This window comes from uncultured Friedmanniella sp. (assembly GCF_964244005.1).
GTDB lineage: Bacteria > Actinomycetota > Actinomycetes > Propionibacteriales > Propionibacteriaceae > Microlunatus.
On sequence record NZ_CAXTHG010000010.1, the window covers coordinates 55,120 to 80,917 of the forward strand.

General features: G+C 68.6%; 24 protein-coding genes. 17 read left to right on the plus strand and 7 right to left on the minus strand.

Features of this window, described 5'->3' with window-relative positions:
- Positions 1-15 precede the first annotated feature (15 nt).
- The 6 genes from gabT to rpmH all read right to left on the minus strand — a co-directional run bounded on the left by gabT (position 16) and on the right by rpmH (position 4,036).
- Positions 16-1,389, minus strand: coding sequence for a 4-aminobutyrate--2-oxoglutarate transaminase (gene gabT, locus ACFE76_RS08415; RefSeq protein ID WP_375431297.1), 1,374 nt, complete (start codon positions 1,387-1,389; stop codon positions 16-18).
- A 62-nt stretch (positions 1,390-1,451) separates the two neighbouring features.
- Positions 1,452-2,024: a protein jag gene (locus tag ACFE76_RS08420; RefSeq protein ID WP_375431298.1), complete on the minus strand. Its 573-nt coding sequence runs from the start codon at positions 2,022-2,024 to the stop codon at positions 1,452-1,454.
- Positions 2,025-2,139: 115 nt separating this feature from the next.
- Positions 2,140-3,150 carry a membrane protein insertase YidC gene (gene yidC, locus ACFE76_RS08425; RefSeq protein ID WP_375431372.1) on the minus strand — a complete coding sequence of 337 codons (1,011 nt, stop codon included), beginning with the start codon at positions 3,148-3,150 and terminating at the stop codon, positions 2,140-2,142.
- Positions 3,151-3,163: 13 nt separating this feature from the next.
- Entirely contained in the window at positions 3,164-3,523 is a 360-nt protein-coding gene (yidD, locus tag ACFE76_RS08430) for a membrane protein insertion efficiency factor YidD (protein ID WP_375431299.1), read from the minus strand.
- Positions 3,520-3,876, minus strand: a complete 357-nt coding sequence (gene rnpA / locus ACFE76_RS08435; protein ID WP_375431300.1) for a ribonuclease P protein component — start codon at positions 3,874-3,876, stop codon at positions 3,520-3,522. The genes yidD and rnpA overlap by 4 nt, the downstream gene beginning before the upstream one ends.
- Before the next feature lie 22 nt (positions 3,877-3,898).
- Entirely contained in the window at positions 3,899-4,036 is a 138-nt protein-coding gene (gene rpmH, locus ACFE76_RS08440; RefSeq protein ID WP_375424427.1) for a 50S ribosomal protein L34, read from the minus strand.
- Positions 4,037-4,578: 542 nt separating this feature from the next.
- Here rpmH and dnaA point away from each other — a divergent pair.
- The 4 genes from dnaA (at position 4,579) to recF (ending at position 9,887) form a co-directional block, all read left to right on the plus strand.
- A complete protein-coding gene (gene dnaA / locus ACFE76_RS08445) occupies positions 4,579-6,183 on the plus strand; it encodes a chromosomal replication initiator protein DnaA (protein WP_375431301.1) in 1,605 nt (534 codons plus the stop codon).
- A gap of 643 nt (positions 6,184-6,826) precedes the next feature.
- Positions 6,827-7,222 carry a hypothetical protein gene (locus tag ACFE76_RS08450; RefSeq protein ID WP_375431302.1) on the plus strand — a complete coding sequence of 132 codons (396 nt, stop codon included), beginning with the start codon at positions 6,827-6,829 and terminating at the stop codon, positions 7,220-7,222.
- A gap of 187 nt (positions 7,223-7,409) precedes the next feature.
- On the plus strand, positions 7,410-8,570 hold the full coding sequence (gene dnaN, locus ACFE76_RS08455) for a DNA polymerase III subunit beta (protein WP_375431303.1): 1,161 nt from the start codon (positions 7,410-7,412) through the stop codon (positions 8,568-8,570).
- A 150-nt stretch (positions 8,571-8,720) separates the two neighbouring features.
- The gene (recF, locus tag ACFE76_RS08460; RefSeq protein ID WP_375431304.1) at positions 8,721-9,887 is read left to right on the plus strand and encodes a DNA replication/repair protein RecF; all 1,167 of its coding nucleotides are present in this window, start codon (positions 8,721-8,723) and stop codon (positions 9,885-9,887) included.
- Positions 9,888-10,249: 362 nt separating this feature from the next.
- Here the strand turns inward: recF and ACFE76_RS08465 are convergent, their stop codons facing one another.
- Positions 10,250-10,921 carry a hypothetical protein gene (locus ACFE76_RS08465; protein WP_375431305.1) on the minus strand — a complete coding sequence of 224 codons (672 nt, stop codon included), beginning with the start codon at positions 10,919-10,921 and terminating at the stop codon, positions 10,250-10,252.
- A 105-nt stretch (positions 10,922-11,026) separates the two neighbouring features.
- Here ACFE76_RS08465 and ACFE76_RS08470 point away from each other — a divergent pair, with 105 nt between their 5' ends.
- From ACFE76_RS08470 to gyrA, 13 genes are all read left to right on the plus strand, one after another.
- A complete protein-coding gene (locus ACFE76_RS08470) occupies positions 11,027-15,295 on the plus strand; it encodes a DUF6531 domain-containing protein (RefSeq protein WP_375431306.1) in 4,269 nt (1,422 codons plus the stop codon).
- Positions 15,295-16,077, plus strand: coding sequence for a hypothetical protein (locus ACFE76_RS08475; RefSeq protein ID WP_375431307.1), 783 nt, complete (start codon positions 15,295-15,297; stop codon positions 16,075-16,077). The genes ACFE76_RS08470 and ACFE76_RS08475 overlap by 1 nt, the downstream gene beginning before the upstream one ends.
- The gene (locus ACFE76_RS08480; protein WP_375431308.1) at positions 16,077-16,430 is read left to right on the plus strand and encodes a hypothetical protein; all 354 of its coding nucleotides are present in this window, start codon (positions 16,077-16,079) and stop codon (positions 16,428-16,430) included. The genes ACFE76_RS08475 and ACFE76_RS08480 overlap by 1 nt, the downstream gene beginning before the upstream one ends.
- 53 nt (positions 16,431-16,483) lie before the next feature.
- Positions 16,484-17,014 (plus strand): RNA 2'-phosphotransferase, encoded by a 531-nt coding sequence (locus ACFE76_RS08485; RefSeq protein ID WP_375431309.1) that lies wholly within the window; start codon positions 16,484-16,486, stop codon positions 17,012-17,014.
- A gap of 166 nt (positions 17,015-17,180) precedes the next feature.
- Positions 17,181-17,744, plus strand: coding sequence for a hypothetical protein (locus tag ACFE76_RS08490; protein ID WP_375431310.1), 564 nt, complete (start codon positions 17,181-17,183; stop codon positions 17,742-17,744).
- Positions 17,745-17,790: 46 nt separating this feature from the next.
- Positions 17,791-18,042 carry a hypothetical protein gene (locus ACFE76_RS08495; protein WP_375431311.1) on the plus strand — a complete coding sequence of 84 codons (252 nt, stop codon included), beginning with the start codon at positions 17,791-17,793 and terminating at the stop codon, positions 18,040-18,042.
- An 82-nt stretch (positions 18,043-18,124) separates the two neighbouring features.
- Positions 18,125-18,307 (plus strand): hypothetical protein, encoded by a 183-nt coding sequence (locus ACFE76_RS08500; protein WP_375431312.1) that lies wholly within the window; start codon positions 18,125-18,127, stop codon positions 18,305-18,307.
- 55 nt (positions 18,308-18,362) lie between these two features.
- Entirely contained in the window at positions 18,363-18,650 is a 288-nt protein-coding gene (locus ACFE76_RS08505; RefSeq protein WP_375431313.1) for a YrhB domain-containing protein, read from the plus strand.
- A 12-nt stretch (positions 18,651-18,662) separates the two neighbouring features.
- The gene (locus tag ACFE76_RS08510) at positions 18,663-19,094 is read left to right on the plus strand and encodes a hypothetical protein (protein WP_375431314.1); all 432 of its coding nucleotides are present in this window, start codon (positions 18,663-18,665) and stop codon (positions 19,092-19,094) included.
- A gap of 75 nt (positions 19,095-19,169) precedes the next feature.
- On the plus strand, positions 19,170-19,460 hold the full coding sequence (locus ACFE76_RS08515; RefSeq protein WP_375431315.1) for a DUF6572 domain-containing protein: 291 nt from the start codon (positions 19,170-19,172) through the stop codon (positions 19,458-19,460).
- A 287-nt stretch (positions 19,461-19,747) separates the two neighbouring features.
- Entirely contained in the window at positions 19,748-20,341 is a 594-nt protein-coding gene (locus ACFE76_RS08520) for a DUF721 domain-containing protein (RefSeq protein ID WP_375431316.1), read from the plus strand.
- Positions 20,342-20,917: 576 nt separating this feature from the next.
- On the plus strand, positions 20,918-22,840 hold the full coding sequence (gene gyrB, locus ACFE76_RS08525) for a DNA topoisomerase (ATP-hydrolyzing) subunit B (protein WP_375431373.1): 1,923 nt from the start codon (positions 20,918-20,920) through the stop codon (positions 22,838-22,840).
- Positions 22,841-23,030: 190 nt separating this feature from the next.
- Complete coding sequence (gene gyrA / locus ACFE76_RS08530) at positions 23,031-25,685, plus strand: DNA gyrase subunit A (protein WP_375431317.1); 2,655 nt, start codon at positions 23,031-23,033, stop codon at positions 25,683-25,685.
- Positions 25,686-25,798: the final 113 nt, after the last annotated feature.

The window sequence follows — 25,798 nt, forward strand, 5'->3', positions numbered from 1 at the left end:
TGTGGGCGAGGACGGTCACGCTGTGGCCTCCTGGTCGATGCTGACCTGGGGCTGGCGCTCGTCGGTCTCGGCCAGGATGTCGGCGAGCACGTCAAGCGCCTCCTCGAGCAGCGCGTCGGAGATGCTGAGCGGGGGCAGCAGCCGCAGCACGTTGCCGTACGTGCCGCAGGTCAGCAGGATCACGCCCTGGCGGTGGGCGGCGCTGGCGACGAGCCTGGCCAGGTCCGGGTCGGGGTCGGTGGTGTCCCGGTGCACGAGCTCGACGGCGATCATCGCGCCGAGGCCGCGGACGTCGCCGATCCGGCTGTCCTCGGCCTGCAGCCGGTGCAGTCGCGGCAGCATCACCCGGCCGAGCTCGACGGCCCGGTCGAGCAGGCCCTCGTCGGTGATGGTCTCGATGGCCCCGAGCGCGGCCGCGCAGGCGACCGGGTTGCCGCCGTACGTACCGCCGAGACCACCACCGTGGGCGGCGTCCATGATCTCGGTGCGGCCGGTGACCGCGGACAGCGGCATCCCGCCGGCGAGGCCCTTGGCCGTCACGACCAGGTCGGGCACGATCCCGAAGTGCTCGGACGCGAACCAGGCACCGGTCCGGGCGATCCCGCTCTGCACCTCATCAGCGATGAAGACCACGTTGTTGGCCCGGCACCAGCTGACCAGGGCGGGCAGGAAGCCGTCGGCCGGCACGATGAAGCCGCCCTCGCCCTGGATCGGCTCGATCACCACCGCGGCCAGGTTGGCGGCACCGACCTGCTTCTCGATCACGTCGATGGCTCGCCGGGCGGCGCGCTCACCGTCCATCTCCTTGCCGTCGCGGTAAGGGTAGGACAGGGGAGCGCGGTAGACCTCGGGCGCGAACGGACCGAACCCCGACTTGTACGGCATGCTCTTCGCCGTCATCGCCATCGTCAGGTTGGTCCGGCCGTGGTAGGCGTGGTCGAAGGCGACCACCGCCGACTTGTGGGTGTACGCCCGGGCGATCTTGACCGCGTTCTCCACCGCCTCAGCGCCGGAGTTGAACAAGGCGGTGCGCTTGTCGTGGTCACCGGGCGTCAGCTCGTTCAGCGCCTCCGCCACCTGCACGTAACCGGCGTACGGGGTGATCATGAAACACGTGTGGGTGAAGTACTCCACCTGTTCCTGGACGGCGGCGACCACGCGCGGCGCACTGTTGCCGATGGTGGTGACGGCGATCCCCGAACCGAGGTCGATCAGGGAGTTCCCGTCGACGTCGAGCACGACGCCGCCACCGGCCTGCGCGGCGAACACCGGCATGGTGGTGCCGACGCCGGACGCGACGGCAGACAGCTTGCGTTCCATCAGCTCGCGCGAGCGAGGACCAGGGATCGGGGTCAGCAGGGCACGACGTTGCTCGAGCGGGGCAGGCACAACCAGCATTCTGCACCCTGCGTCCGAGACAGCACCACGCGCGCCCGGACGCGCTCCTTGCCTCAGGCGGGCAGGACCACGACGTGGCGGCGGGGCTCCTCGCCCTCGGACTCGCTGTGCAGTCCGGCGGCGGCCACGACGTCGTGGACGATCTTGCGCTCGAACGGGTTCATCGGGCTGAGGGGTACCCGCGTCTGCGAGCTGCGGACCTCCTCGACGGCCTCGGTGGCCAGGGCCACCAGCTCGGCCCGGCGACGGTCGCGGTAGCCGGCGACGTCGAGCATCAGTCGGCTGCGGTCGCCGGTCTCGGTCATCACCGCGAGCCGGGTCAGCTCCTGCAGCGCGTCCAGCACCTCGCCGTTGCTGCCCACCAGCACCTGGGACTCGCTGACGATGGACACGTGCGCTCGGTCTCCCTCGATGTAGGTGTCGATGTCGCCGTCGAGGTCGGCGATGTCGAGCAGCTCCTCGAGGTAGTCCGCTGCGATCTCGGCCTCGGTGTCGAGCGGGTTGTCCGCGGTCGACACGTCCTCGGGGCTGGCCTCGTCCTCGGTGGACGCGGTTTCCGCCGGGGATACGTCGACCTCCGTCGCCGGCTGCTCGAGCTCGTCGGTGCTGGTGGGTGCGTCAGTCATCGGTCCTCTTTCCCGAGGGATGGTGCTCATCTCGGTGTTGATAACCCGCGAGGCGTCGGTGAAACCCCGCAGGACGTCCTGGGTGGAGCGGTACGGCTAGCCCGGCCCGGGCGGCTCAGACCTTGCGCTGCGAGCGGGTCTGCTTGCGGGGCTGCTGGCGGATGACGCGGTTCACGCTGGTCCCAGCGGCCTCCGCCTCGACCTCGAGGTCGGAGCGGATGGGTTCGACCAAGTCCTTGTGGTGGGCCTTCCGCCGAGCCTCCCAGGCGTCGTACGCGGGCGTGCCGGGAGCCGGGTTGCGGCGGATGACGTAGAACTGCTGAGCCATCGTCCACAGGTTCGAGGTGAACCAGTAGATGAGGACACCGACCGGGAAGTTGATGCCACCGATCGCGAAGATGATCGGGAAGAGGTACAGCATCATCTTCTGCTGCTGGGCGAACGGGCCGGTCAGCGCTTCGGCCGGCATGTTCTTGCGCATCAGCTGCAGCTGGGTGACGAACAGCGTGGCGGTCATGGCCAGGATCAGCAAGATCGTGACGATGTGCACGCTGTTGATGCCGTTGGCGAAGCCGGCCTTGGTGAAGGTGTCAGAGATCCGGGCGCCGAAGATGGTCGAGCTGTTCAGCGAGTCGACGAGCTCGGGGTGGATCTTGAGCCAGTGGCCGCGGGCCAACGGTCGGCCGTCGTCGCCGAGGCGCGAGGCGCCGTCCAGCACCCGGAACAAGGCGATGAAGATGGGGGACTGCAGCAACAGCGGCAGACAGGAGGCCAACGGGTTGGCGTTGTGCTCCTTGTAGAGCTTCATCGTCTCGGCGCCGAGCTTTTCCCGGTCGTGGCCGTACTTCTTCTGCAGCTCGCGCACCTTGGGCTGCAGCAGCTGCATCGCGCGGGAGGACTTGATCTGCTTGACGAAGAGCGGGATCAGCGCGACCCGGATCACGATGGTCAGCGAGATGATGGCCAGCGCCCAGGTCCAGCCGCTGTCCTGGCCGAACACCGGCGACCAGACGGTGTGGAAGAGGACCAGGATGCCGGAGACCACCCAGTAGAGCGGCTGCATGATCGCGCTGCCGACCGAGATGAAGGGGTCCCAGATAGTCATCGTGACCAGCATCGGGAGCAACGCGTCCATCAGTTCACACCTCGTCGTGACGCATAGTCGCGTCCTCTGCCTTGTGGGTTGGATCGTGGGTTTCGTCGTGCTGCGGAGAGACGACTGCAGCAGCCGGTCCCATTGTCGTCGCTCGGCGCGCTTGATCGCGAACTTCCTCGGCATGTTCTGGGGTACCGGGTACGGGATCGTACCCACCCACGGCCCAGGGGTGGCAGCGCAACAGGCGCCGACCCGCCAGCCAGGTGCCGCGGATCGCGCCGTGCACCTCGACCGCCCGCAGCGCGTACGCCGAACAACTGGGGTAGTAGCGGCACACGTCGCCGTAGAGCGGACTGATCACGAGCCGGTAGACCTTGAGCAGACCGATCAGCAGGTGCTTCACGACAGGCGACCCCGAGCCTTGGTCCAGGCGCTGGTCAGTTCAGTACCCAGCTGCGACCCCGCGGCCGCGGACGCCGGCAGGGCTCGTACGACCACATCGATTCCGGGGACATCGACCCCGGCCTCCGACGCGACCAAGTGCTCGGCGGCCAGGTGGCGCAGCCGACGCTTGACCCGGTTGCGGACGACGGCGTTCCCGACCGCCTTCGAGACCACGAACCCCACCCGGACCCCGGAGCGTGTCGGAGAGACTCCGGCGTGCAACACCAAGGTGGGTCGACCAACACGGGTGCCGCGTCGGATCGTGGATCGGAAGTCGCCGGAGACGTTCAGCCGGGACGTGCGCGGCAGCACCGCGGGGCTCAGGGTCGGGCGCTCAGCCGGAGAGCTCGGAGCGGCCCTTGCGACGACGCGCGGCCAGGATGGCGCGTCCTGCACGGGTCCGCATCCGCAGCCGGAAACCGTGGGTACGGCTACGACGACGGAGGCTCGGCTGGAAAGTGCGCTTGCTCACGGGAGCTCCAAATATTGCTCGAAGATGTACGGGCTTCTAGGGCACTATTGGCGCCCGCATGCAGGCGTCCGACAGCGTCCGCTGCAGGACAGCGACCTGCCAACGGTACGGGGCGCCGCAGCGCCGGTCAAACCATCGACGACGTCCAGCCGACACGCCGTGGAAGTCCTGCCGATCTGGCTCCATCTCTTGCAGAAGGTCGGGGAGGTTGCTAGCGTCCCGGTTCGCCCGAGTTTCCGTGGCTGCCCTTCACAACCTCCCGACCTCTTCGACGTCTTCCCGACCGGTACCTCACGTCAGTTTTCGTGCCCAACCGGGTGCTCGTGCGTGGCTTCCCCCAGGGCCTCGACCGAGGTCGGGTCGATGGCGCTCGCGGTCGTACACAGGTGTGGATAACTGTGTGGAAGGGATATGGTGACCCAACCCCCCCGAACGCACGACACGCCGAGCACCGGTGGAAGACGACCCGTCCGGGCCGCCCCCATGCGGATCAGTTCCCTCAGCTCGGTGATGCCAGGCCCGACACTTCTCGGAGTATGTGAGTGAGCGAACCTGCGGAGAACGCAGCCGGGTCCACCCAACAGGCGTGGGAGCAGCTGCACGCGAACGTGCCCCCCGAGCTGCGCCGCTGGCTGGAGACGGGCAAGGCGGTCGCGCTCCACCAGGACCTGCTGATGATCGCGGTGCCGAACAACTTCACCCGCAACCAGCTCGAGGGCCGCTTCCGCTCCGTCTTGGAGTCTGAGCTCTCCGGCTTCTTCGGTCGGGCCATCCAGCTCGCCGTCATCGTGGACGAGTCACTCACCCCCGCCGAGCCCGACGGCAGCACGCCGGTGTCCGACAGCGACCGGGGCGGTGACTTTGCCGCGTACGAGCAGCGCACCTTCGAGGGGCAGCGCACCTTCGAGGGGCAGCGCAGCTCTGACGGACAGCTCGGCGGGGCGTCCAACCCTGGCGCCGGCTACGCCGGCCAGCTGCCACGCGACGACTTCGCCCGCGCCGAGGACTACGCCAAACCCGACTTCCGGCCGACCGAGGGCGGTATCCCGCCGGGTGGACCCCCTGACCTGACCTCCGGCGCCGGAGATCCGAGCCGCCGCCGGGAACCCGACGCGCGGTTGAACGCCAAGTACTCATTCGAGACCTTCGTCATCGGCAGCTCGAACCGTTTCGCCCACGCCGCCGCGATCGCCGTCGCCGAGAACCCCGGCAAGTCCTACAACCCGCTCACCATCTACGGCGAGTCCGGCCTGGGCAAGACCCACCTGCTGCACGCCCTCGGGCACTACATCCGTAACTACTTCGACCGCGTCCGGGTCCGCTACGTCTCCACCGAAGAGCTGACGAACGACTTCATCAACGCGATCAGCCAGAACAAGGGAGCCGACTTCCGCCGCCGCTACCGCGACGTCGACGTGCTGCTGATCGACGACATCCAGTTCCTCGAGGGCAAGGAGCAGACCCAGGAGGAGTTCTTCCACACCTTCAACACCCTGCACAACGCGCAGAAGCAGATCGTGATGACCTCCGACCGGCCGCCCAAGCTGCTGGAGAACCTCGAGCCGCGGCTGCGCAGCCGGTTCGGCTGGGGCCTGATCACCGACGTCCAGCCACCCGACCTCGAGACCCGGATCGCCATCCTGCGCAAGAAGGCCGCGCAGGAACGGCTGACCGCCGGCCCGGACGTGCTGGAGTTCATCGCCAGCAAGATCCAGACCAACATCCGCGAGCTCGAAGGCGCGCTGATCCGGGTCACCGCCTTTGCCAGCCTGAACCGGCAGCAGGTCGACATGGCCCTCGCCGAGATCGTGCTCAAAGACCTGATCCCTGAGGGCGGGGAAGCCCAGATCACGACGGGCATGATCATGGCCCAGACCGCCGCCTACTTCAGCCTGACCCTCGACGACCTGTGCGGGCAGAGCCGCACCCACGTGCTCGTCACCGCCCGGCAGATCGCCATGTACCTGTGCCGCGAGCTGACCGACCTGTCGCTGCCCAAGATCGGTCAGCAGTTCGGCGGCCGCGACCACACGACGGTGATGCACGCCGACCGGAAGATCAGGACGCTCATGGCCGAGCGCCGAAGCGTGTTCAACCAGGTGACCGAGCTGACGAACCGCATCAAGCAGCAGGCCTCGCAGCGCTGATCGTCGTTTGGCGTTTCTTTGGCTGGTTTCGGTTGGGGGTCTGGGAGGTGAGGGGCCGGGCAACCATCCGCTCGCGCTGAGCCATCCGCCATACGCGGCGTTCGACTTCGTTGAGCGCGAGCTCCCGCCAGACCCATCCACGCCCGGCCCCTCACCTCCCAGACCCCCGCCCTTGCTGCCAGCGCGCGGATCGCGCGTCCTGAGCTTGTCGAAGGCCTCGAAGAGGTTGCGCCTCGCTTTTCCCGGGCCCCACTCGGCCACGCACCCTGGTTTCCCCGGGCCTCACTCGGGCTATGTCTCCTTTGTGTTTCTGCTTCCGCACAGCTGGGGAGAAGCCTGTGGACAAGTGTGGATGTTCGGGGTGGGGTGGGGGATGGGCGGCGGGTCGGGTGGTCGGCGTCGGTAGCGCGTCCGCAGATACTCCCCGTGTAGTTTCGAGAACTCCACAAGTGGCGGCGGCGGCGACTCGCGGTACGACGTGGGGGGACGGTAGTTGTCCCCAGCATCCACAGCACCTACGACTACGACTACCTGTTCTACGTAAAGGTCAGAAAGACGAAGTCTCGCAAGGGTCGGGCTGTGGATAGAGGCCAAGGTCCGTGACCTTGGTCCCGAACGGCGAGCGGTCGGGCACAATCGACGCGTGAGCTTTCTGAGCAAGCTGCTGGGTCGGGACCGCAACGACGAGGACGAGGAGTCCGAGGCGCCGATCACCATCGACGTCGAACGGCGGCGGCCGCAGCTCGTCCGCCTGGAGCAGGCGCTCGACGCCCTCGCGGCGGAGATGCGCGAGGCGCAGTCGTTGGACAACCCGGGCTGGCGGGGTCGGGTCAGCGAGTACAGCCGGCTGGCCGGTGAAGCGATGATGGCCCGGAAGGGTGTCCCCACCCGGGAGCAGCTGCTCGACCTGGTCTTCCAGATCCGGCCGGTGTTCACCGGCCCCGTCCCGCCTGGCCTGGAGCGTCTCAAGCCGCTGCAGGACGAGGTGATGGCCGCCGCCGAGGACCTCCGCGAGCTGCTGCCCCACGAACGGGCCTGATCGCGGCGGCAGGGTTGGCCCGTGAGACCTACGCGACCGGTAGGGCTGCCCGGTCGCGGCGGGGAGTCGGCGGTCTGGCGGTCGGGCCCCTCGTCGGTATGATTCGTCGGGCCCGTCCTGGGCACGTCCTACGGTGGGCACTCCGAGCCCGCCCGAGTTCGACCCGATCAGGGGTGAGGGAACCAGCGTGAAGATCAGACTCGAACGAGACGTCTTGGCCGAGGCCGTCCAGTGGGCGGCCCGGAGCCTGCCGATGCGGCCGAGCGTGCCGATCCTGGCCGGGCTGCTCGTTCGAGCCGACGCCGAAGGCGTCACGTTCTCCAGCTTCGACTACGAGACCTCCGCCCAGATCACCGTCGCGGCGACCGTCTCGGACGAGGGACAGGCCCTGATCTCGGGCCGGCTGCTGGCTGACATCTCGCGCAGCCTGCCGGCGAAGCCGGTCGACATCACCGCCGACGACAACCGGATGGAGCTGGTCTGCGGCAGCGCCCGCTTCACCCTCCAGACCTTGCCGGTCGCGGACTACCCGTCGCTGCCGTCGATGCCCGAAGCCACCGGGACCGTGCCGAGCGACGTCTTCGCCCAGGCTGTCTCGCAGGTCGTGGTCGCGGCCGGCCGGGACGAGCTGCTGCCGGTGTTCACCGGCGTCCGGGTCGAGATCGAGGGCGACACCATCTCGCTGCTGGCCACCGACCGCTACCGGATGGCGCTCAAGGAGCTGAGCTGGAACCCGACCTCGACTCAGATCTCGGCGACCGCGCTGGTGCCGGCAAAGGTGCTGAACGAGACGTCCCGGTCGATGACGGCCGGCGAGCAGGTGCAGCTCAGCCTGGCCAACTCCGGCAGCGGCGACGGCATCATCGGCTTCGAGGGACACGGTGCGGCCGGCGCGCGGCAGACCACCACCCGGCTGCTGGACGGGGAGTTCCCCAAGGTCCGGCACATCATGAACACCGCCGCCGTCCTCAACGTGCGGGTCGCCACCGCGGACGCGATCGCCGCGGCCAAGCGGGTCGCCTTGGTGGCCGAGCGGAACACGTCGCTGCGGATGCTGATCGGCGACGGCGTGGTCACTCTCGAAGCCGCGACCGGCGATCAAGCCCAGGCGTCGGAGTCGATCGAGGCGACGGTCGACCAGCCGGGCGGCGGCGACCAGGCCGTGACGGCCGCAGGGTTCAACCCGACCTACCTGCTGGACGCGCTCGGAGCGTTCGACACCCCGTACGTGAACTTCGCTTTCACCGCCCCCAGCAAGCCCTGCCAGCTGACCGGTGTGCCCGAGCTGGACGGCGAGATCCGCACCGACTACCGCCACGTCATCATGCTGATGCGGCTGCCCGCCTGATCTGCCCTCGCTCCGCTCGGGCGCGGACCGCGCTCTGGCCCTCCGTCGACGTCGTCGCCGGTGAACGAAAAGCATGTTCACCGGCTCCTCCTTTCGACGGAGGCGCGCGGTCCGGGTGCCCCGCAGCCTCGTCGCACCTCAAACGGAGCGATGGCCAAGAACACGTACGCTGTGGCCGTGTTCGTCGACCACCTGCAGCTGGCCGACTTCCGGTCCTACACCGCGGTCGACGTGGCGTTGGGTGACGGCGTCACGACGTTCGTCGGGGCGAACGGGCAGGGCAAGACGAACCTGGTCGAGGCGATCGAGTACCTGTCCACCCTGAGCTCCCACCGGGTCTCCACCGACCTGCCGCTGGTCCGGGCGGGCTGCGAACGGGCCGTGGTCCGGGCTCGGGTGCAGGCCGGCCGGGATGACCCGCGCCTCCTGCGGCTGGAGGTCGAGATCACCCCGGGCAAGGCCAACCGGGCCCAGCTCAACCGCTCGTCGCTACGTCGCGCCCGAGAGCTGGTCGGGGTGCTGCGGACGGTGGTGTTCTCACCGGAGGACCTGGCCGTGGTCAAGGGCGACCCGAGCGAGCGCCGTCGGTTCCTAGACGAGCTGCTGGTCACCCGCTGGCCGCGGATGGCCGGCGTCCGGGCCGACTACGACCGGGTGCTGCGGCAGCGCAACACCTTGCTCAAGTCACTGAGTGGTCGGAGCCGAGGCGGTGCGCCTGCGCCGGAGGCCGCGTCGACGCTCGAGGTCTGGGACACCCACCTCGCCCGGGCTGGTGGGGAGCTGCTGGCCGCCCGGCTGACCACGCTGGCCGATCTCGGGCCGCACACCGCGAAGGCCTACGCCGATATCGCGCCGACCAACAACGACGCGACGGCCGAGTACAGGTCCTCCGTCGAGCTGGACGGCGCGGCCAACCGCGAGGAGCTGGCCGACGTGCTCGTCGCCGCCATGCGTGACCGCCGTCCGGACGAGATCCAGCGCGGGATCTCCCTCGTGGGTCCGCATCGCGACGACATCGCCCTGGCGCTCGGCGTGCTGCCGGCCAAGGGGTACGCCAGCCACGGCGAGTCCTGGTCGCTGGCGCTGGCGCTCCGGCTCGGCAGCTTCTCGTTGCTGCGGGCTGACGGCATCGAGCCCGTGCTGGTGCTGGACGACGTCTTCGCCGAGCTGGACGTGACCCGCCGGCAACGGCTGGCCAGCGGCGTCAGCGCCGCCGAACAGGTGCTGATCACCGCCGCTGTGGGGGCTGACGTGCCCGACCAGCTGCGAGGCCGCCGCTTCGAGGTCCGTGCCGGCGCGGTCACGCCGCAGGAATGACCTCTCGGCGGGGCCCTCAAAACGCTCGCCGGATCCACGCCCAGGTGCCGCAGGACCCGGTCGAAGGTGCCGGCCGGGTCGGCTCGGTCCGGTCCGTCGACCGGTAGCAGGTGAACCCAGAGCGAGGGGTTCGTGGTCGGTCCGACCAGGCTGATCAGCTCTCGGGAGAACTGTTCCGTGAGGTGCCTGAGGCCCAAGGGAGCGCTCTGCGCGTTCAGTACAACGTGCTGGACGACCCGGAGCAGTCCCCAGTGCCGATGGCGGTACTCCAGGCTGCCAACCAGCTGTATCAGAAGAACGGATCGACTTCGTCGTCAATCAGCTGGGCCTACCTCTCTGACGTGTCGCCCCTCACCACCAGATCAGTGGCTCTGCAGGCGCGCGCGTGCGGCATCGCGGAAGCGGCGGTTGACGGCAAAGGCAGGCAGGTCGGCTCCGCGTCGGTCGAGCTCACAGTCGTACGCGCTGAGGGTGCCTCGTGCGGTGTCGAGGTCACCCTGCAGCAGAGCAAGCGCGATGAGGGTCTCCATGCTGAGGAACTGCCGCCCCTTCTCGCGCTCCCGCATCTGCGCCAGCAAAGCCTCGAGGTCTTGGCAGGACTGCCACCAGGGCGCGGCGACGTCGTCGACCATCTTCATCACCAGGTCGGTGACCTGTGGGAGGTCTTCGAGGGCATCGACGTTCAGGTCCGTGGTGGCGGAGGGATTATTGGCGGACGAGAGCTCAAGCAGAGCGAGCAGCGTCATGCCGTGGGTGACCTTGTCCTGGTTGAGAGGGCCGCCGCGTAACTCGGCCGCCAGTTCCTCGACCGCCGCCACGGTCACCGACACCGCAGGGAACTCCAGACTGACGCCCGTCTCGCCTCGGCCCCACGCTCGAAGCGGAAGCAGCAGGCCGTCTTGGACGCCGTTGCTCGATCGGCCGTAGGAGTCGGTTCCTGATGCAGTGAGATTCCGGTCCTTCAGCGCGTTGCGAAGCTGCTTCAGCCACTCCCGCTTCACGAACGCGGAGGTGAGTCGCGGACTCTCAATCACGGAACAATATATTAAGCGCCGGCCGCTGGTCCTGCCCCGGACAGCGGGATCGACGGTGAGGACGAGCGGCCTTGCCCTACGTGTCAGGGTGAGTTGCGGCCAGAGGTGGAGCCTGACGGACCGGCGCGGCCCAAGAACCTGCGCTCGTTCGCGACCGCGTCGAGTCACCTGAACGATGCACTGCGGTCGACGCCGACGAAGCTGAAGGCCGACTACGCCGACTTCCAGGCCAGGTGCCGGTGGGGCAGCTTGGACGCCTCGGGCGTCTTCTCCGGTTACACCGCGTGGCTGGCCGACAACGACGTGGAGTGGGCGACGACGGTCGCGGACGCGTTCAACGCCGCTGGTGGTGAGGGCGACCTGTCGACGTTGTCGAACAGCGCTGTTGCGGCGGCGTTGAGGTCGGCGGGGGTGGATGCGTCTCGTCGGGATCTGACGATTGATCCGCCGCAGGCGTACGGGGGTCCGGCGACGAGCGGGTACGCGAACGACCCGGTGAATACCGCGACCGGCAATTTCTTGGAGGTGGAGTCGGACCTGACGTTCCCGGGTGCGGCTGCGGGCCTGTTGTTGGGCCGTTGCTACAACTCCTTCGACCCCGAGATGCATGCGTTCGGGCCGGGGTGGTGCTCGGTCGCTGACGCCGGTCTGGTTCTTGAGGATGGTCTGGCGAAGTTGACCATGCCGGACGGCCGGCAGGTGCGCTTTCCGCGGCTGGGGACGGGTTGGGACCAGGCGGTCGGGGAGCCCCTGTGGCTCGCCGCTGACCCGGAGTCGGCTGAGCTGGTGGCGTCGGGGAACGACGGGTCGTGGTGGCGGCTCTCGGCGGCCGGGACCCTGGCGGCGTTCGGGACGGGGCCGGTGTCGGCGAAGAGCTTCGTGGAGGTGGGTCGGGACGACGCCGGCCGGGTGGTGCGGCTGTCTCACGCTCGCGGTCAGTGGATCGAGCTCGCCTGGGCCGAGGACCGGATCGTCTCCGCGCAGACGGCCGACGGCCGGACCGTCGACTACGGCTATGACGAGGTCGGGCAGCTGGTGTCGGCTTCCGGTCCGGCGGGGACCCGGTCGTACGGCTGGAACACCGAAGGCCTCATTGTGTCGGTGACGGACGCGGACGGGGTGGTGGAGGCGGTCAACGTCTACGACGACAGCCGTCGGGTCATCTCGCAGCAGTCCCAGTTCGGCCGGACCACCAGGTTCGTCTACCTGCCCGGCCGGGTAACGGTGGTCTCCGATGAGGACGGCACCCGGTCGAACACCTGGATCTCCGACGACAAAGGCCGCCTGGTCGGGGTGGTGGATGCCGACGAGCAGCGGCAGTCCAGCTCGTACGACCGCTGGGGCAACCCGGTTCTGCTGACCGAGCGCGACGGCGCCACCACGGTGCACCAGTACGACGACCGCGGCCGCCGGATCCGGACCGTCACCCCGTCGGGGGCGGACCTGTCCTATGGCTGGGACGAGTTCGACCGGGTGACCACGGTGGTGACCGAGCAGGGATCGGTCACCGAGTACCGCTACTACGGTGACCAGCGGAACCCGTCGAGCGTCCTCGACCCCGAGGGTGGCCTGACCCGCCTCACCTGGACCGATGGGCTCCTCACCGAGGTGGCCGATCCGACGGAGGTGACGGTCCGGTTCTCCTACGACGAGCGGGGTGACCTGGTCGGGGTGACCAACGCGGACGGGCACACCGCCCGGCTAGAACGCGACGCTCTCGGCCGCGTCACCGCCGCAGTCAGCCCGTCCGGGCACCGCACCGTCTTCACCTGGGATCCCGCCTCCGGCCAGCTCACCGAGCGGCAGGACCCGGACGGCGCCGTCTGGCGGTTCGAGCACACGACCGCGGGCCGGTTGGCGGCGACAATCGACCCACTCGGCGCGCGGACCACGGTGGAGTACGGCGACCACGGTGAGGAGACCCGGACGGTCGACCCGTTGGGTCGGCAGGTGACCCGACAGCTCGACGAGCTCGGCAACCTGTACAGCGTCACGTTGCCGGACGGGTCGCAGTGGCGGTTCACCCACGACGCGCTGTCCCGGTTGTCGGCGACGACGGACCCGACCGGCGGGGTGTGGTCGCGCGACTACGACACGGCCGGGCACCTGGTCGCGACCGTCGACCCGACGGGCGTCCGGGTCGGTGTCGACGTCAACCAGGCCGCGAACCAGGCCCAGGTCACCGGGGTCGACAGCGAGGTGACGTCGGGGTTCGACCCGTTGGGCCGGCTCACCTCGGCCGGCCGGGTGGACGGGACCGCATCGCTTTACACGTACGACCGGTGTGGACGCCCGGTAGAGGCGTTGGACGGCGATGGCGGTCTGGCCCGGATCGTCCGTGACCTCGCGGGCCGGCCGACCGCGGTCACGTCTCCGTCCGGGCTGACCACGACCTACGGCTACGACGGGTGCGGCCGGCTGGCGACGGTGACCGACCCGGCGGGCGGGACCGTCACGATCGGCTATGACGCCGACGGCAGGGTCACCGCGCAGACCACGGCGACCGGCGAGGTCGCGACCACCCGGTATGACGTGTGCGGACGGGTTCTTGAGCACGTCCAGCCCGGATCCGGGACCTCGCGCTGGACCTACGACGGCGCTGGCCGCGTGGTGGAGTCCCACGACCCCCAGTTCGGCCACCGGGGGTTCGGCTACGATGCGGCCGGCCAGCTTGTCGCGGTGACCGACGGCAACGGCGGCGTCACGACCTACGACTACGACGAGAACGGTCGAGCCACCGTCATCACGAACCCGGTGGGTGGGGTGACCCGTCGGGAGTTCGACGCCATGAACCGGTGCGTCGCCGAAACCGACCCGCTCGGCCGCACCACCCGCGCCGGCTACGACGCCGCCGGTCGGCTGGCGTGGCAGGAGACCGCGGACGGTCGCCGCACCACCTGGACCTACGACGCCGCCGGCCGCCCCGCCACCATGGCCGTCGACGGCCGCACGGTGACCGCGCTAACGCGGGACCTGCGTCGTCGCACCGTCACCATCACCGACACCACCAACCCGGACCGGGTGGAGCCGGTCGAACACACCCTGGAGTGGAACAGCCGTGGGCAGCTGGTCCGCCGAGCCCGCGACGGGCGAGCGGTCACCTGGGCCTACGACGCGGACGGCCGCCGCACCCGCATGACCACCCCCGACGGCACCACCACCGACTACCGCTACGACACGGCAGGCCGGCTGAGTGAGGTCGACTCGACCAGCCTGGGTCGGGCGGCGTTCGACCGCGACGCTGCGGGCCGGATCATCTCCGCCGTCGCCGGGGGGCTCATCCAGTCCTGGGAGCATCGGGACGGGTTCGTGGTCGCGCACACCATCACCGACGGTGACGGGGCCACCCGCACGGAGATCGACCGGGACGAGCGCGGGCGCATCCGGGCGGTCACGCGCGAAGACGACGCGGACACCCGGACCACCGCTTACGACTACGACGGCGCCGGCCAGCTGGTCGAGGCGCGGACCAGTAACGGCTCGGGCACCACGACCCAGCGTTGGGCCTACGACGCGGCCGGGCGGTTGACGACCGAGACCCGCAGGGCCGGCACCGACGTCGAGACCGTCGAGCACGTCTACGACCTGGCCGGGCAGCTCCTGTCGACAGGGACGGCCGACGGACGCCGGACCACCTACGCCTACGACGGAGCGGGCCGCCGCACCCACGCCCGCAGTGGCGAGGGTGAGCGAGAGTTCCTCTGGAACCCGAGCGGCTACCTCGCCGGTGTCGTCGACCGCCGTCAGGACCGTGTCCGCCACAGCACCACCCAGGTCGACGCGCTGGGCGAGTTCGCCAGCGTGGACGGCGTCGAGTTCTTCTGGGACACGGCCGCCTACGCCGGCGCCCCCGTGCTGGCCGGTGACACCCCCGTTCTGACCGCCGGTCCGATAACCGGGATCGGTTCCGCCTGGGTCGCCCCCGGGTGGCGCACCGCCGGGCGTTCGGGTACCGACCCGTGGACCAGCGTCCCCGGACAGGCAGGCGCTTCGACCGGTACCGCGACCATTGGCGCCTCCGGTGAGGTCAGCGTGGATGGTTTGGAGTGGATGGGGGCGCGGGTCTACGACCCGGCCGCCCGCGGCTTCCTGTCGGTCGACCCCCTTGATCCGGTGACCGGGGCCGGGTGGGCGGGGAACCCGTACGCGTTCGCAGGGAACGACCCGTTGCATGCGGTGGACCCGACGGGGTTGAGGCCGGTCACCGACGCTGAGCTGCAGGCGTACCGCGACGGCAACTCTGGGCTGGTGTCGAACGCGTTGAACACGGTCGGGAACGCGGTCAACACGGCGATGGACGCGACCGGTCACTGGTTGAAGAACAACTGGGAGTACGTCGCCGGCGGCGCATGGTCGTCGCTGGTGGCGCCCTGATGATCACCGGGGTCGGCGGCCCCGCTGGGGCGATGCTGATCTCGGCGGGTGCGGACACCATCATCCAGAAAGCCACCACCGGGGAGGTGAACTGGGGTGAGGTTGGGGTCAGTTTCGCCGCCGGTGCGGTCGGCGGCGGGTTCGCTGCCGCGAAGCTTGGCGCGACCGGGCTCCGCGGAGCGATGGTCGCAGGCGCGGTCTCCGGTGGAGTCGGTGGTGCGGCGACCAGCGGCTACCAGTACGCCAGCGGTCCCGGCCCGCACACCACCGCCGGGTTCCTCGGCGCCACCGCCCAAGGTGCCGGCACCGGAGCTGTCTTTGGCAGCCTCGGCGGAGCCGCCAGCGGTGTGTCCGCTGCATCGGGCCGAGCCTTGAGCGACGTTGGACCACGCCCACTCCTGGGGACCAGACTGTCAGCAACAGACATCAGATTCAGCCAGACATCGGTCAACGGAGTCAAGGAGATCGAAGCCAGCATGCTTCAGCACGGGTGGGTCGGCGATCCGATTGACGTCGTCCGGATGTCCGACGGCGGCCTCACGTCCGTGGACAACACTCGACTACTCGCCGCGAAGAGCAGCGGGATCGATGTGCAGGCGAATGTGCATGATTTCCATGAGCCCCTTCCGGCCGAACACGTGGAACGGTTTACGACTCCCAAGGGGGGAGTGCCTGACACCTGGGGAGACGCCGTCACAAACCGGATCGGACGCCAGAACTCCGCATACAGAGACGTTTATCCGAATGGATCACCGTTGACAGGATGGGGGGGCGACTACTAATGGCGCTGTTGCTGTCTCTGACCGACCTTCCTGAGGAGTTCTCCTACCCCCCCTTCTTCATCAGGGTCGTCGGACTCGGGCTGACCAATCTCGAGCCGTGGTGGATCATCGAAGGCGATGTCCTGCTCATGAAGTATCAGGGTCTTAGGAAGCGGTACCCCACCCGTCGGTTGATTCCTTTTGCCCGGCGCCAGGACAACGATGACGTCGCATGTTGGGACCTCGAGTTGGCTAGGGGAGGCGTCGTGATTATTCACGACTTCGCTGAGCCCGGCTGGGAAAGACGGGAGGAGATGGTGAGCTTCGAGAACTGGTTGCGGCGCGCCGTTGAAGACCTGATCGAGTTTGAGTAGATTCCACTCGTAGTCTCGGCTCAGGTCCGTGACCGGATTTCAGCGGAGGTAGCGTGTCGACAAATCTGAGCCGAGCCGTTTCGCGTGCATTGAGGCACGAACCGTGGCTCTACGAGCTGGAGCTTGACGATCAGGGCTGGGTACGTCTAGATGTCTTCGTTGAAGCTCTCCGCCGTCAGGGGTGGCCCTTCCTTACGTCCGCAGATGTCGAGGCAATGGTGGCAACAGCCACCAAGCCGCGTCATGAGGTTGCGGAGGGCTGGATCCGCGCCCGCTACGGGCACTCGTTGCCCGGTCGCATCAACCATTCACTGGCGACTCCGCCCGAATTCCTCTTCCACGGGACCGCGCCGCAGACCGTGGCAATCGTCGGTACGGAGGGCCTGAGGCCAAGGCAACGCCAGTTCGTACACTTGTCGGCGGACCAGGAGACTGCTCTAGCGGTCGGCAAGCGGAAAGCTTCCGCACCCACCGTGCTCACAGTCGCTGCTCTCAGGGCCGCGTCGGCTGGGGTGCGGTTCTACGAGGGGAGTGAGAAGGTGTGGTTGGCTGACGAGGTCCCACCAGAATTTCTCAGTTGGTAGGTGGAACCCAGACTCCGGTGGATCCCAATATCGCTGGAGCGATTTTCATGCGCAGTCCCCTTGTTCTTCCATTGTTCTTCCATTCGAGGGGAGGGACGTCGCGATCACGACTTTCGATGAGACGGTGTCGCCGAGCGAGGTTCAGAGCGTCTTGGGGCGGCCGTAGATGGCCGTTGATCTGGGCAAAGCCGCTGGTGACGTTCTGGGGCAGACGCTGGCGGACCAGGGTTTCGTGGTGGACGGCTCGTCGAGCTCAGCGGTCACGTTCCGCGACGAGCAGCGGCTGCTCGAGCTGAGTTACTACCCGGAGGATCCGACTCCGTGGCTCAGCGTCGTCCTCGGTCTGCGGGAGACCTCTGCCGAGCTGAGGGTCGCTCTCTGGCGGCTGTTCCCGGAGGCACCCAGGTTGGCCGCCGCCGAGAATGGCCAGTTCTCGTCCTCGGAGACGTTGGTGGACCGACTCGTCACGGTCCGGGACGCCTGGCTCGACCAGTACATCTGGCCGGCCTTCGAGCAACCGGAACGCTTTCGACGGGCCTGGCTCGCCCAACAGGACGAAGCCGAGCAGCGGTACCAGGCGGGCGTGCAGGACCAACGTCTCAGGCAAGCGCGGTCGGCTTTCGACCGCGGCGACCTGCCGGAGGCGGTCGAGCAGTACCCGCTGGCGGGGATCGACAGCCTTTCTGCGGCCGACCGGGGCCGCTACATTCGTGCTCGCCCGCGACCGTGAATCATGAGAACAGACTCCAAGGCCGGTGAGACGAGGAGCCGACGAAGTGGCTAGGCGGGTCGCGCTGAAACTGGGTGACGTCTTCGTCGTGCCCACCCACGAGGGCCGTGTCGGGGTGGGTCAGGTGGTGGGATCTGGCGAGCAACCGCAGCTGTACTACCTCGCCGTGTACGAGGAGGTCCTTCCTGAGGACTCGTCCGACGAAGATGTGGTGGCCGCGACACAGTCGCCGGTGCTGTTTCTCGGCCTGTCGATGATGGCCAAAATTCACCGCGGGGCACTGGACGATCGTGGCTAGCGCTCCTGTTCCGGCTCACGTCCGGCTTCCGGCCCCCAAGGTGAGCATTGGCTTCCCACCCACCTGGGAGGTGGTCGACCACATGGGCACCAGACGTCGACCCGCCACCGAAGTTGAAGCTGAGCTGTTGCACTATCGCAAAGTCGTTTCGCCGATGTACTTCGAGGTGGCTTTGCGCGCTCATCTCGGGCTCGAGGACTGGAACGACGCCTTCGACTGCCTCAAGCCGCAAGGCGGGGTCAGATCTGCCGACCTCTTCGGCTGACCCGCCGGCGCCTGGAAGAATGCAACGCCCAGAGGTTCAAGAGAACGGATTGCCGGTGATCCTGCGGGACGCGTGGCACCGAGCCCAAGAGATGTTGGATTCCACCATCCGGGTCCGGCACCCCGTTGAGATCGTCATCTGTGCTGTCGTCGAGCACGAGACGGCGTGGGCTTTCGCCTACAACACCCGCCCGTTTCTCGAGAACGCGGACTTTCTCGCCGGCTTGGTGGGCAACGGGCCGGTCGTCGTCCCGAAGAACGGAGATTCACCGTTCCTCGCCAGTTCAGCCCGACCGATCCTCGAGCAGCTCGACCAGCTCGACCAGCTTGCGTCGGAAGCCTGATGATCCCGCCTGGTGACGCTCGTGTTCGAGGCGGAGCAGCCGGACGCGGTGTTGCGCCGGAGCCGTGAGGTGATGACGGCCGTGCTCGACCGACCGGCCCAACCGTGGCCCTCCGTCGCTGAGTGGGCTGAGTCCCTGCCGGGCTGGTTCGTCTCGGCGTGCGCGCCTGAGTCCGAGGAAGAGCTCGAGGCGTGGGTGGCGTGGTGGCGCACGCTCGACCCTCCAGGACGGGCAGCTGCTGCCGCGGCCAAGCGTTGGTCGCTCGAGACCTGGCTCTCGTGGCTGGAGCCCGAGGAACGCCAGTGGTTCTGGTGGGACGCAGCAGTCGGTGGGCGGCGGGGGCAGGTGCTGGTCGAGGTACCGGGGTGGCCGGCACCCTTCGGAGCCTTGGAGTGGCTCTTGCGCGCAGCCGGTGCTGCTTCGGTCATCGTGGTCGAGCCGTAGCCCTCGAGAGCCGTAGCCCGATAGAAATGGGGGCAGCAGGACTGGAGGGTAGAGCTCCAACATCGAGGAGGTTCCGTGTCCGGGCTCGACGACGCCGGCGTGGTCGATGCGATCACCCAGACCCCCGAGGGTGAGGTCGTGCTGATCATCAGCCACGATCGGCCCTGGACCGACAGCGAGGACGAGCTGAGCCGCCTCGGGGAGAAGATCAACAACTACGCCTTCTTCGTCCTCGACGAGGGCTTCGCCTTGGCCTACCCCGACGCGGTCGAGCAGCCCAAGCGGGTCCAGGTCGACTGCGTGAGCCCGCCGACCCCGCAGGTGGCCGAGCTGTTGACGCAGGCGGAGGCCGCGTTCGCGGCGTAGGACATCCCGGTGAGCGTCAACGTGCTGCCACCCGTTGGCTGAGCCGCCCGGCGCCCTGATCGACCCGCCGGATCCGCCGGCTTGGCGGCCGCCGGTGGTCGAGCTGGTCGGACTCGGTCCGCAGCCAAGCGGTGGGAGGCGGTGATCGGTCAGCTCCTGACCGTTGGCGCCGTCAGCCCCGGGTAGACCCAGCTCCCGGTGCCGTCGTCAGCACCCGGCGGGACTCCAGCCGACCTAGGATGCTGCCACCAGCGGCCGACGACCGGCACGAGCAGAGAGGTGCGGAGGTGGGCACGACCGACGAGCCGGACCCGACCACGGCTGAGGCTGCTGCCGTGCCGTCGGAGCCGTCCGCCCCTTCCGAGCCGCACGACCCCACCGGCCTCGGCCTGGCCCAGACCGTCGCGCGGTCGCTCAGCAACGGCCGCCGAGGCTTCCCAGGTCGCCGCAGCACCCGCGGTCGGAGCGGAACGCCACGTCCGGTCGGTCCGGGCCCGCAGGTCTCCGGCAGCCACCCCGACGAGCGCGACCCCCAGCTGCTCAGTGCCGCAATGGAGCGGCTGGTGGACAGCAAGGGCTGGACCACCCAGCTGGACGTCCGCAGCATCTTGGCCCGCTGGGCCACCCTGGTCGGGCCGGTCAACGCCGCGCATTCTCACCCGGAGTCCTACACCGACACCGTGCTGACCGTTCGCGCCGACACCACGGCCTGGGCCACCCAGCTGCGGCTGCTCGCCCCGCGGCTCGTCGCCACCCTCAACACGGCCCTCGGCGACGGGACCGTCACCCGGGTGACGGTGCTCGGCCCGGACGCCCCCTCGTGGAAGAAGGGCCGTTTCTCCGTTCGGGACGGCCGGGGTCCGCGGGACACGTACGGCTGATGGTTCGGCCTTTCGTCGAGCCGCCGGGAGACCCTGGGGCCACCGAGTGCGTATCCGTACCGTTGAGAGGTCTGCGAAAGCCGCCAGACGGCCAGCCAGGGCCAACGAGACGCTATCCGCTGTCCACAGACCCCCTCCAGATGACGGGAGCACGGCAGGACACGCGCTAGAATCGTCTCTGCGCGACCGTGCCCCCTGCAGGCGGGGAAAACCAGCTCGGGGCGGTGGCGTGCGGTTGGGCCGCCGGTCCGACCTTTCTTTCCGTGCCGCCTCGTCGTCCGCACGGCGCGCACCCTCTCGGGTGACGTGCGACGCGTCCTGGCGGCACACCTGTGACAGGAGCCCGTGCCGGTGTCGGACCAGATCCCCGAGGACGCCGAGTCAGCCGACCGCGACAGCGGCGACCAGGACGAGGCGCTCGAGAGCTATCTCGCCTCCGACGACGTCCAGGCCAGCGAAGTGGACGGGGTGAGCATCGGTCCGGAGCCTTCCGACGACGCGCTCGCGGCCGACCGTAAGGTCGAGGCTCCCCGGACGACCAGCTCCAACAACCCGGGCGCCTACGACTCCGAGTCCATCACCGTGCTCGAGGGTCTCGAGGCCGTGCGCAAGCGTCCCGGCATGTACATCGGCTCCACCGGTGAGCGCGGCCTGCACCACCTGGTCCAAGAGGTCGTCGACAACTCGGTCGACGAGGCGATGGCCGGCTACTGCGACACCATCGACGTCCGGATCCTGCCTGAGGGCGGCATCCGGGTCACCGACAACGGGCGCGGTATCCCGGTCAAGATCCACCCGAAGGAAGGTATCCCGGCGGTCACGGTCGCGCTGACTGTGCTGCACGCCGGCGGCAAGTTCGGCGGCGGGGGCTACAAGGTCTCCGGCGGTCTGCACGGCGTCGGCGTCTCGGTCGTCAACGCGCTCTCCAGCCACCTCACCGTCGACGTCTTCCGCGACGGCTACCACTGGACCCAGTCCTTCTCCCTCGGCGTCCCCGACGGGCCGCTGGAGCAGCTGGAGGCCAGCGACCAGACCGGCACCACCGTCACCTTCTACGCCAGCGACGAGATCTTCGAGACCACGGTCTACAGCTACGACACCCTCGCCACCCGGTTCCGCGAGATGGCCTTCCTGAACAAGGGTCTGACCATCTCGATCACCGACGAGCGTCCCGACCGGGTGGACGAGGAAGGCCGCGCCAACACCGACACCTTCTGCTACGCCGATGGCCTGGTCGACTACGTGAAGTACCTGATCGGTACCAAGGAGACCATCCATGCCTCGGTGATCGACGTTGAAGCGGAGCGGCCCGAGTCTGGCCTCAGCCTCGAGCTGGCGATGCAGTGGAACACCTCCTACAACGAGTCCGTCCACACGTTCGCCAACGCCATCAACACCCACGAGGGTGGGACGCACGAGGAGGGCTTTCGCGCCGCGCTCACCACCATGGCCAACAAGTGGGGCGAGACCTGGGGGATGATCAAGAAGGCCGCCGACAAGCTGTCCGGCGACGACATCCGCGAAGGCCTGACCGCGATCGTGTCGATCAAGCTGGCCGAGCCGCAGTTCGAGGGCCAGACCAAGACCAAGCTCGGCAACACCGAGGCCCGCTCGTTCGTGCAGCAGGTCGTCAACGCCAAGCTGGGCGACTGGTTCGAGCAGAACCCGGCCGAGGGACGGCAGATCATCCGCAAGGGCCAGGCCGCGGCCGTGGCCCGGATCGCGGCCAAGACGGCCCGCGAGGCTGCGCGCAACCGCAAGGGCCTCCTCGGCCGGAGCGGTCTGCCGGGCAAGCTCAGCGACTGCCAGTCCACCGACCCGACCGAGTGCGAGGTGTTCATCGTCGAGGGTGACTCCGCCGGCGGTTCGGCCAAGGGTGGTCGGGACCCGCGGATCCAGGCGATCCTGCCCATCCGCGGCAAGATCCTCAACGTCGAGAAGGCGCGGATCGACCGGATCATGCAGAACAACGAGGTGCAGGCGATCATCTCCGCCCTCGGTACGGGCGTGCACGACGACTTCGACGTGGAGAAGCTGCGCTACCACAAGATCGTGATGATGGCCGACGCCGACGTCGACGGGGCGCACATCCGTACGTTGCTGCTGACGTTGATGTTCCGCTTCATGCGGCCGCTGATCGAGGCGGGGCACGTCTACCTGGCTCAGCCGCCGCTGTTCAAGATCAACTGGAGCAACGCCCCGGCCGAGCTGGCCTACACCGACGCCGAGCGCGACGCCCTGCTGCGCCTGGGCGAGGAGCGGAACCTCCGGCTGCCGAAGGACAACAAGATCCAGCGTTACAAGGGCCTCGGCGAGATGAACCCCGACCAGCTGTGGGACACCACGATGGACCCCGACAACCGGGTGCTGCTGCAGGTCACCCTCGACGACGCCGCCCGCGCTGACGAGATGTTCTCGATCCTGATGGGTGAGGACGTCGAGCAACGCCGGTCGTTCATTCAGCGAAACGCCAAAGACGTGCGCTTCCTTGATATCTGAGGTCACGCGTTTGGTGGGCGGGGTCCTGAGCTCTTGCTCGGGGCAACCATCCGCGCCTCCGCAGGCTCCGGCGCTCCCGCCAGGCCCATCCACGCCCCTTCTCAAGACCCCAGGACCCCGCCCACTGGCAGGGTTCCGCGATTCTCACCTCAGCTGCCGGGCCTGAAGAACCGATCACTAAGGACTGCACGTGACTGAAACGCCCCAGGCACCGCCGGCGGACCGCCGGGAGCCGGTGGATCTGCAGGAAGAGATCCAGAAGTCCTACCTCGACTACGCCATGAGCGTGATCGTCGGCCGGGCGCTGCCGGACGTCCGGGACGGGCTCAAGCCGGTGCACCGGCGGATCCTGTACGCGATGTACGACAGCGGCTACCGGCCCGACCGGGGCTGGAACAAGTGCGCCCGGATCGTCGGCGACGTGATGGGTCAGTACCACCCGCACGGCGACAGCGCGATCTACGACACCCTGGTCCGCCTGGCGCAGCCGTGGGTGATGCGCTACCCGCTGGTGTCGGGCCAGGGCAACTTCGGCTCGCCGGGCAACGATCCCGCGGCCGCGATGCGCTACACCGAGTGCAAGATGGCGCCGCTGGCCATGGAGATGGTTCGCGACATCGGCGAGGACACCGTCGACTTCAAGCCGAACTACGACGGCAAGGAGACCGAGCCAGTCGTGCTGCCGGCCCGGTTCCCGAACCTGCTGGTCAACGGCTCGACCGGCATCGCCGTCGGGATGGCCACCAACATCCCCACCCACAACCTGCGCGAGGTCGCGGCCGCCGTGCAGTGGTCCCTCGAGCACCCCGACGCCACCGCGGAGGAGCTGCTCGAGGCGTCGATGGAGCGCGTCACCGGCCCCGACTTCCCCAACGGCGCACTGATCGTCGGCCGCTCGGGGATCGAGGACGCCTACCGCACCGGCCGCGGGTCCGTCACGATGCGCGCGGTGGTCGACATCGACGAGGACCGTTCCGGCCGGACCAACCTGGTGGTCACCGAGCTGCCGCACATGGTCAACCCGGACAACCTGGCGCTCAAGATCGCCGAGCTGGTCAACACCGGCAGGCTCAGCGGCATCGCCGACATCCGCGACAACACCTCGTCCCGGACCGGCCAACAGCTGGTGATCGTGCTCAAGCGCGACGCCCAGCCGCGCGTGGTGCTGAACAACCTGTACAAGCACACCCAGCTGCAGGACACGTTCGGCTGCAACATGCTGGCCCTGGTCGACGACGTGCCGCGGACGCTGCGGCTCGACCAGTTCATCTCCTACTGGGTGGCCCACCAGGTCGAGGTCATCCAGCGCCGCACCCGGCACCGTCTCGCCGACACCCAGGCCCGCGCCCACATCTATCGCGGTCTGGTCAAGGCGCTCGACGCGCTCGACGAGGTGATCGCGCTGATCCGGCGCAGCCCCAGCACCGAGGAGGCCCGCGACGGGCTGAAGGGTCTGCTGGACATCGACGACGCGCAGGCGACGGCGATCCTGGACCTGCAGCTGCGCCGGCTCGCGGCCCTCGAGCGGCAGCGGATCCTCGACCAGCTGGCCGAGTACGAGCGAATCATCGCCGACCTCGAGGACATCCTGGCCCGGCCCGAGCGGCAGCGGCAGATCATCAGCGACGAGCTGACCGAGATCGTCGACAAGTACGGCGACGAGCGCCGGACCGAGATCATCTCCGCCGACGGCGACCTGTCCAACGAGGACCTGATCCCCGACTCCGACATGGTGGTCACCATCACCCGCGGCGGCTACGCCAAGCGCACGCCCACGGCGCTCTACCGGGTTCAGAAACGCGGCGGCAAGGGCGTCCGGGGGGCGAGCCTGCGGACCGACGACGAGGTCGACCAGCTGTTCGCCACCACCAGCCACCACTGGATCCTGTTCTTCACCAACAAGGGTCGGGTCTATCGCGCCAAGGCCTGGCAGCTGCCCGAGGCCGGTAGGGACGCGCGCGGCTCGCACGTGGCCGGACTGCTGTCCTTCCTGCCCGAGGAGGAGATCGCGCAGGTGCTGGCCGTCCGCGACTACTCGACCGCGCCGTACCTGCTGCTCGCCACCAAGCGGGGCCTGGTCAAGAAGAGCGCCCTCAGCCAGTACGACTCGCCGCGCCAGGCTGGCATCATCGCCGTCAACTTCCGCGACGACGACGACGAGCTGATCGGCGCCGAGCTGTGCAGCGCCGAGGACGACGTGCTGCTGATCTCGCGCAAGGGCCAGGGCATCCGCTTCCGGGCCAGCGACGAGGAGCTGCGGCCGATGGGCCGCGCCACCTCCGGGGTGACCGGGATGAAGTTCCGGTCCGCCGACGAGCTGTTGAGCATGTCGGTGATCCGGGCGGGAGAGACCGAGGACGACCACTACGTCTTCACCGTGACCGACGGCGGGTTCGCCAAGCGGACGGCCGTGTCGGAGTACCGGCTGCAGGGCCGCGGCGGACTCGGCATCAAGGCCATGAAGCTGAACGAGGACCGGGGGTCACTCGTCGGTGGTCTGGTCGTGCTCGAGAACGACGAGGTGATCGCGATCAAGGCGAGCGGTCAGATCACCCGCAGCGCGGTCAACCAGGTTCCGGTCAAGGGCCGTGACACCATGGGGGTCAAGTTCGTCGGAGTCAGCGGTACCGACTCGGTCGTGGTCATCGCGCTCAACCCGGAGACGACGGCCGAGGTCGCGGCCATCGACGAGGCCGTCGTCGAGGAGTCGGTCGAGATCGAGGAAGCCGCCGCCGCCTTGGCGTCGGCTGAGGAGGATTCGCAGGTGAGCGCCGAACCTGGTGTGCTGGAGACCGGCGAGGACGACGACCTCTCGGTCGACGGCGAGGAGGACGACGATGAGTGATGGCAACGCGGGGACGAACCCCACCAGCCGTCCGAGCAACGGCGACCGCGGGAACGGGCCCACCGAGGACGACCGTCCCACGGCGGAGATGGCCCCCGTCGCGCGGACGGCCG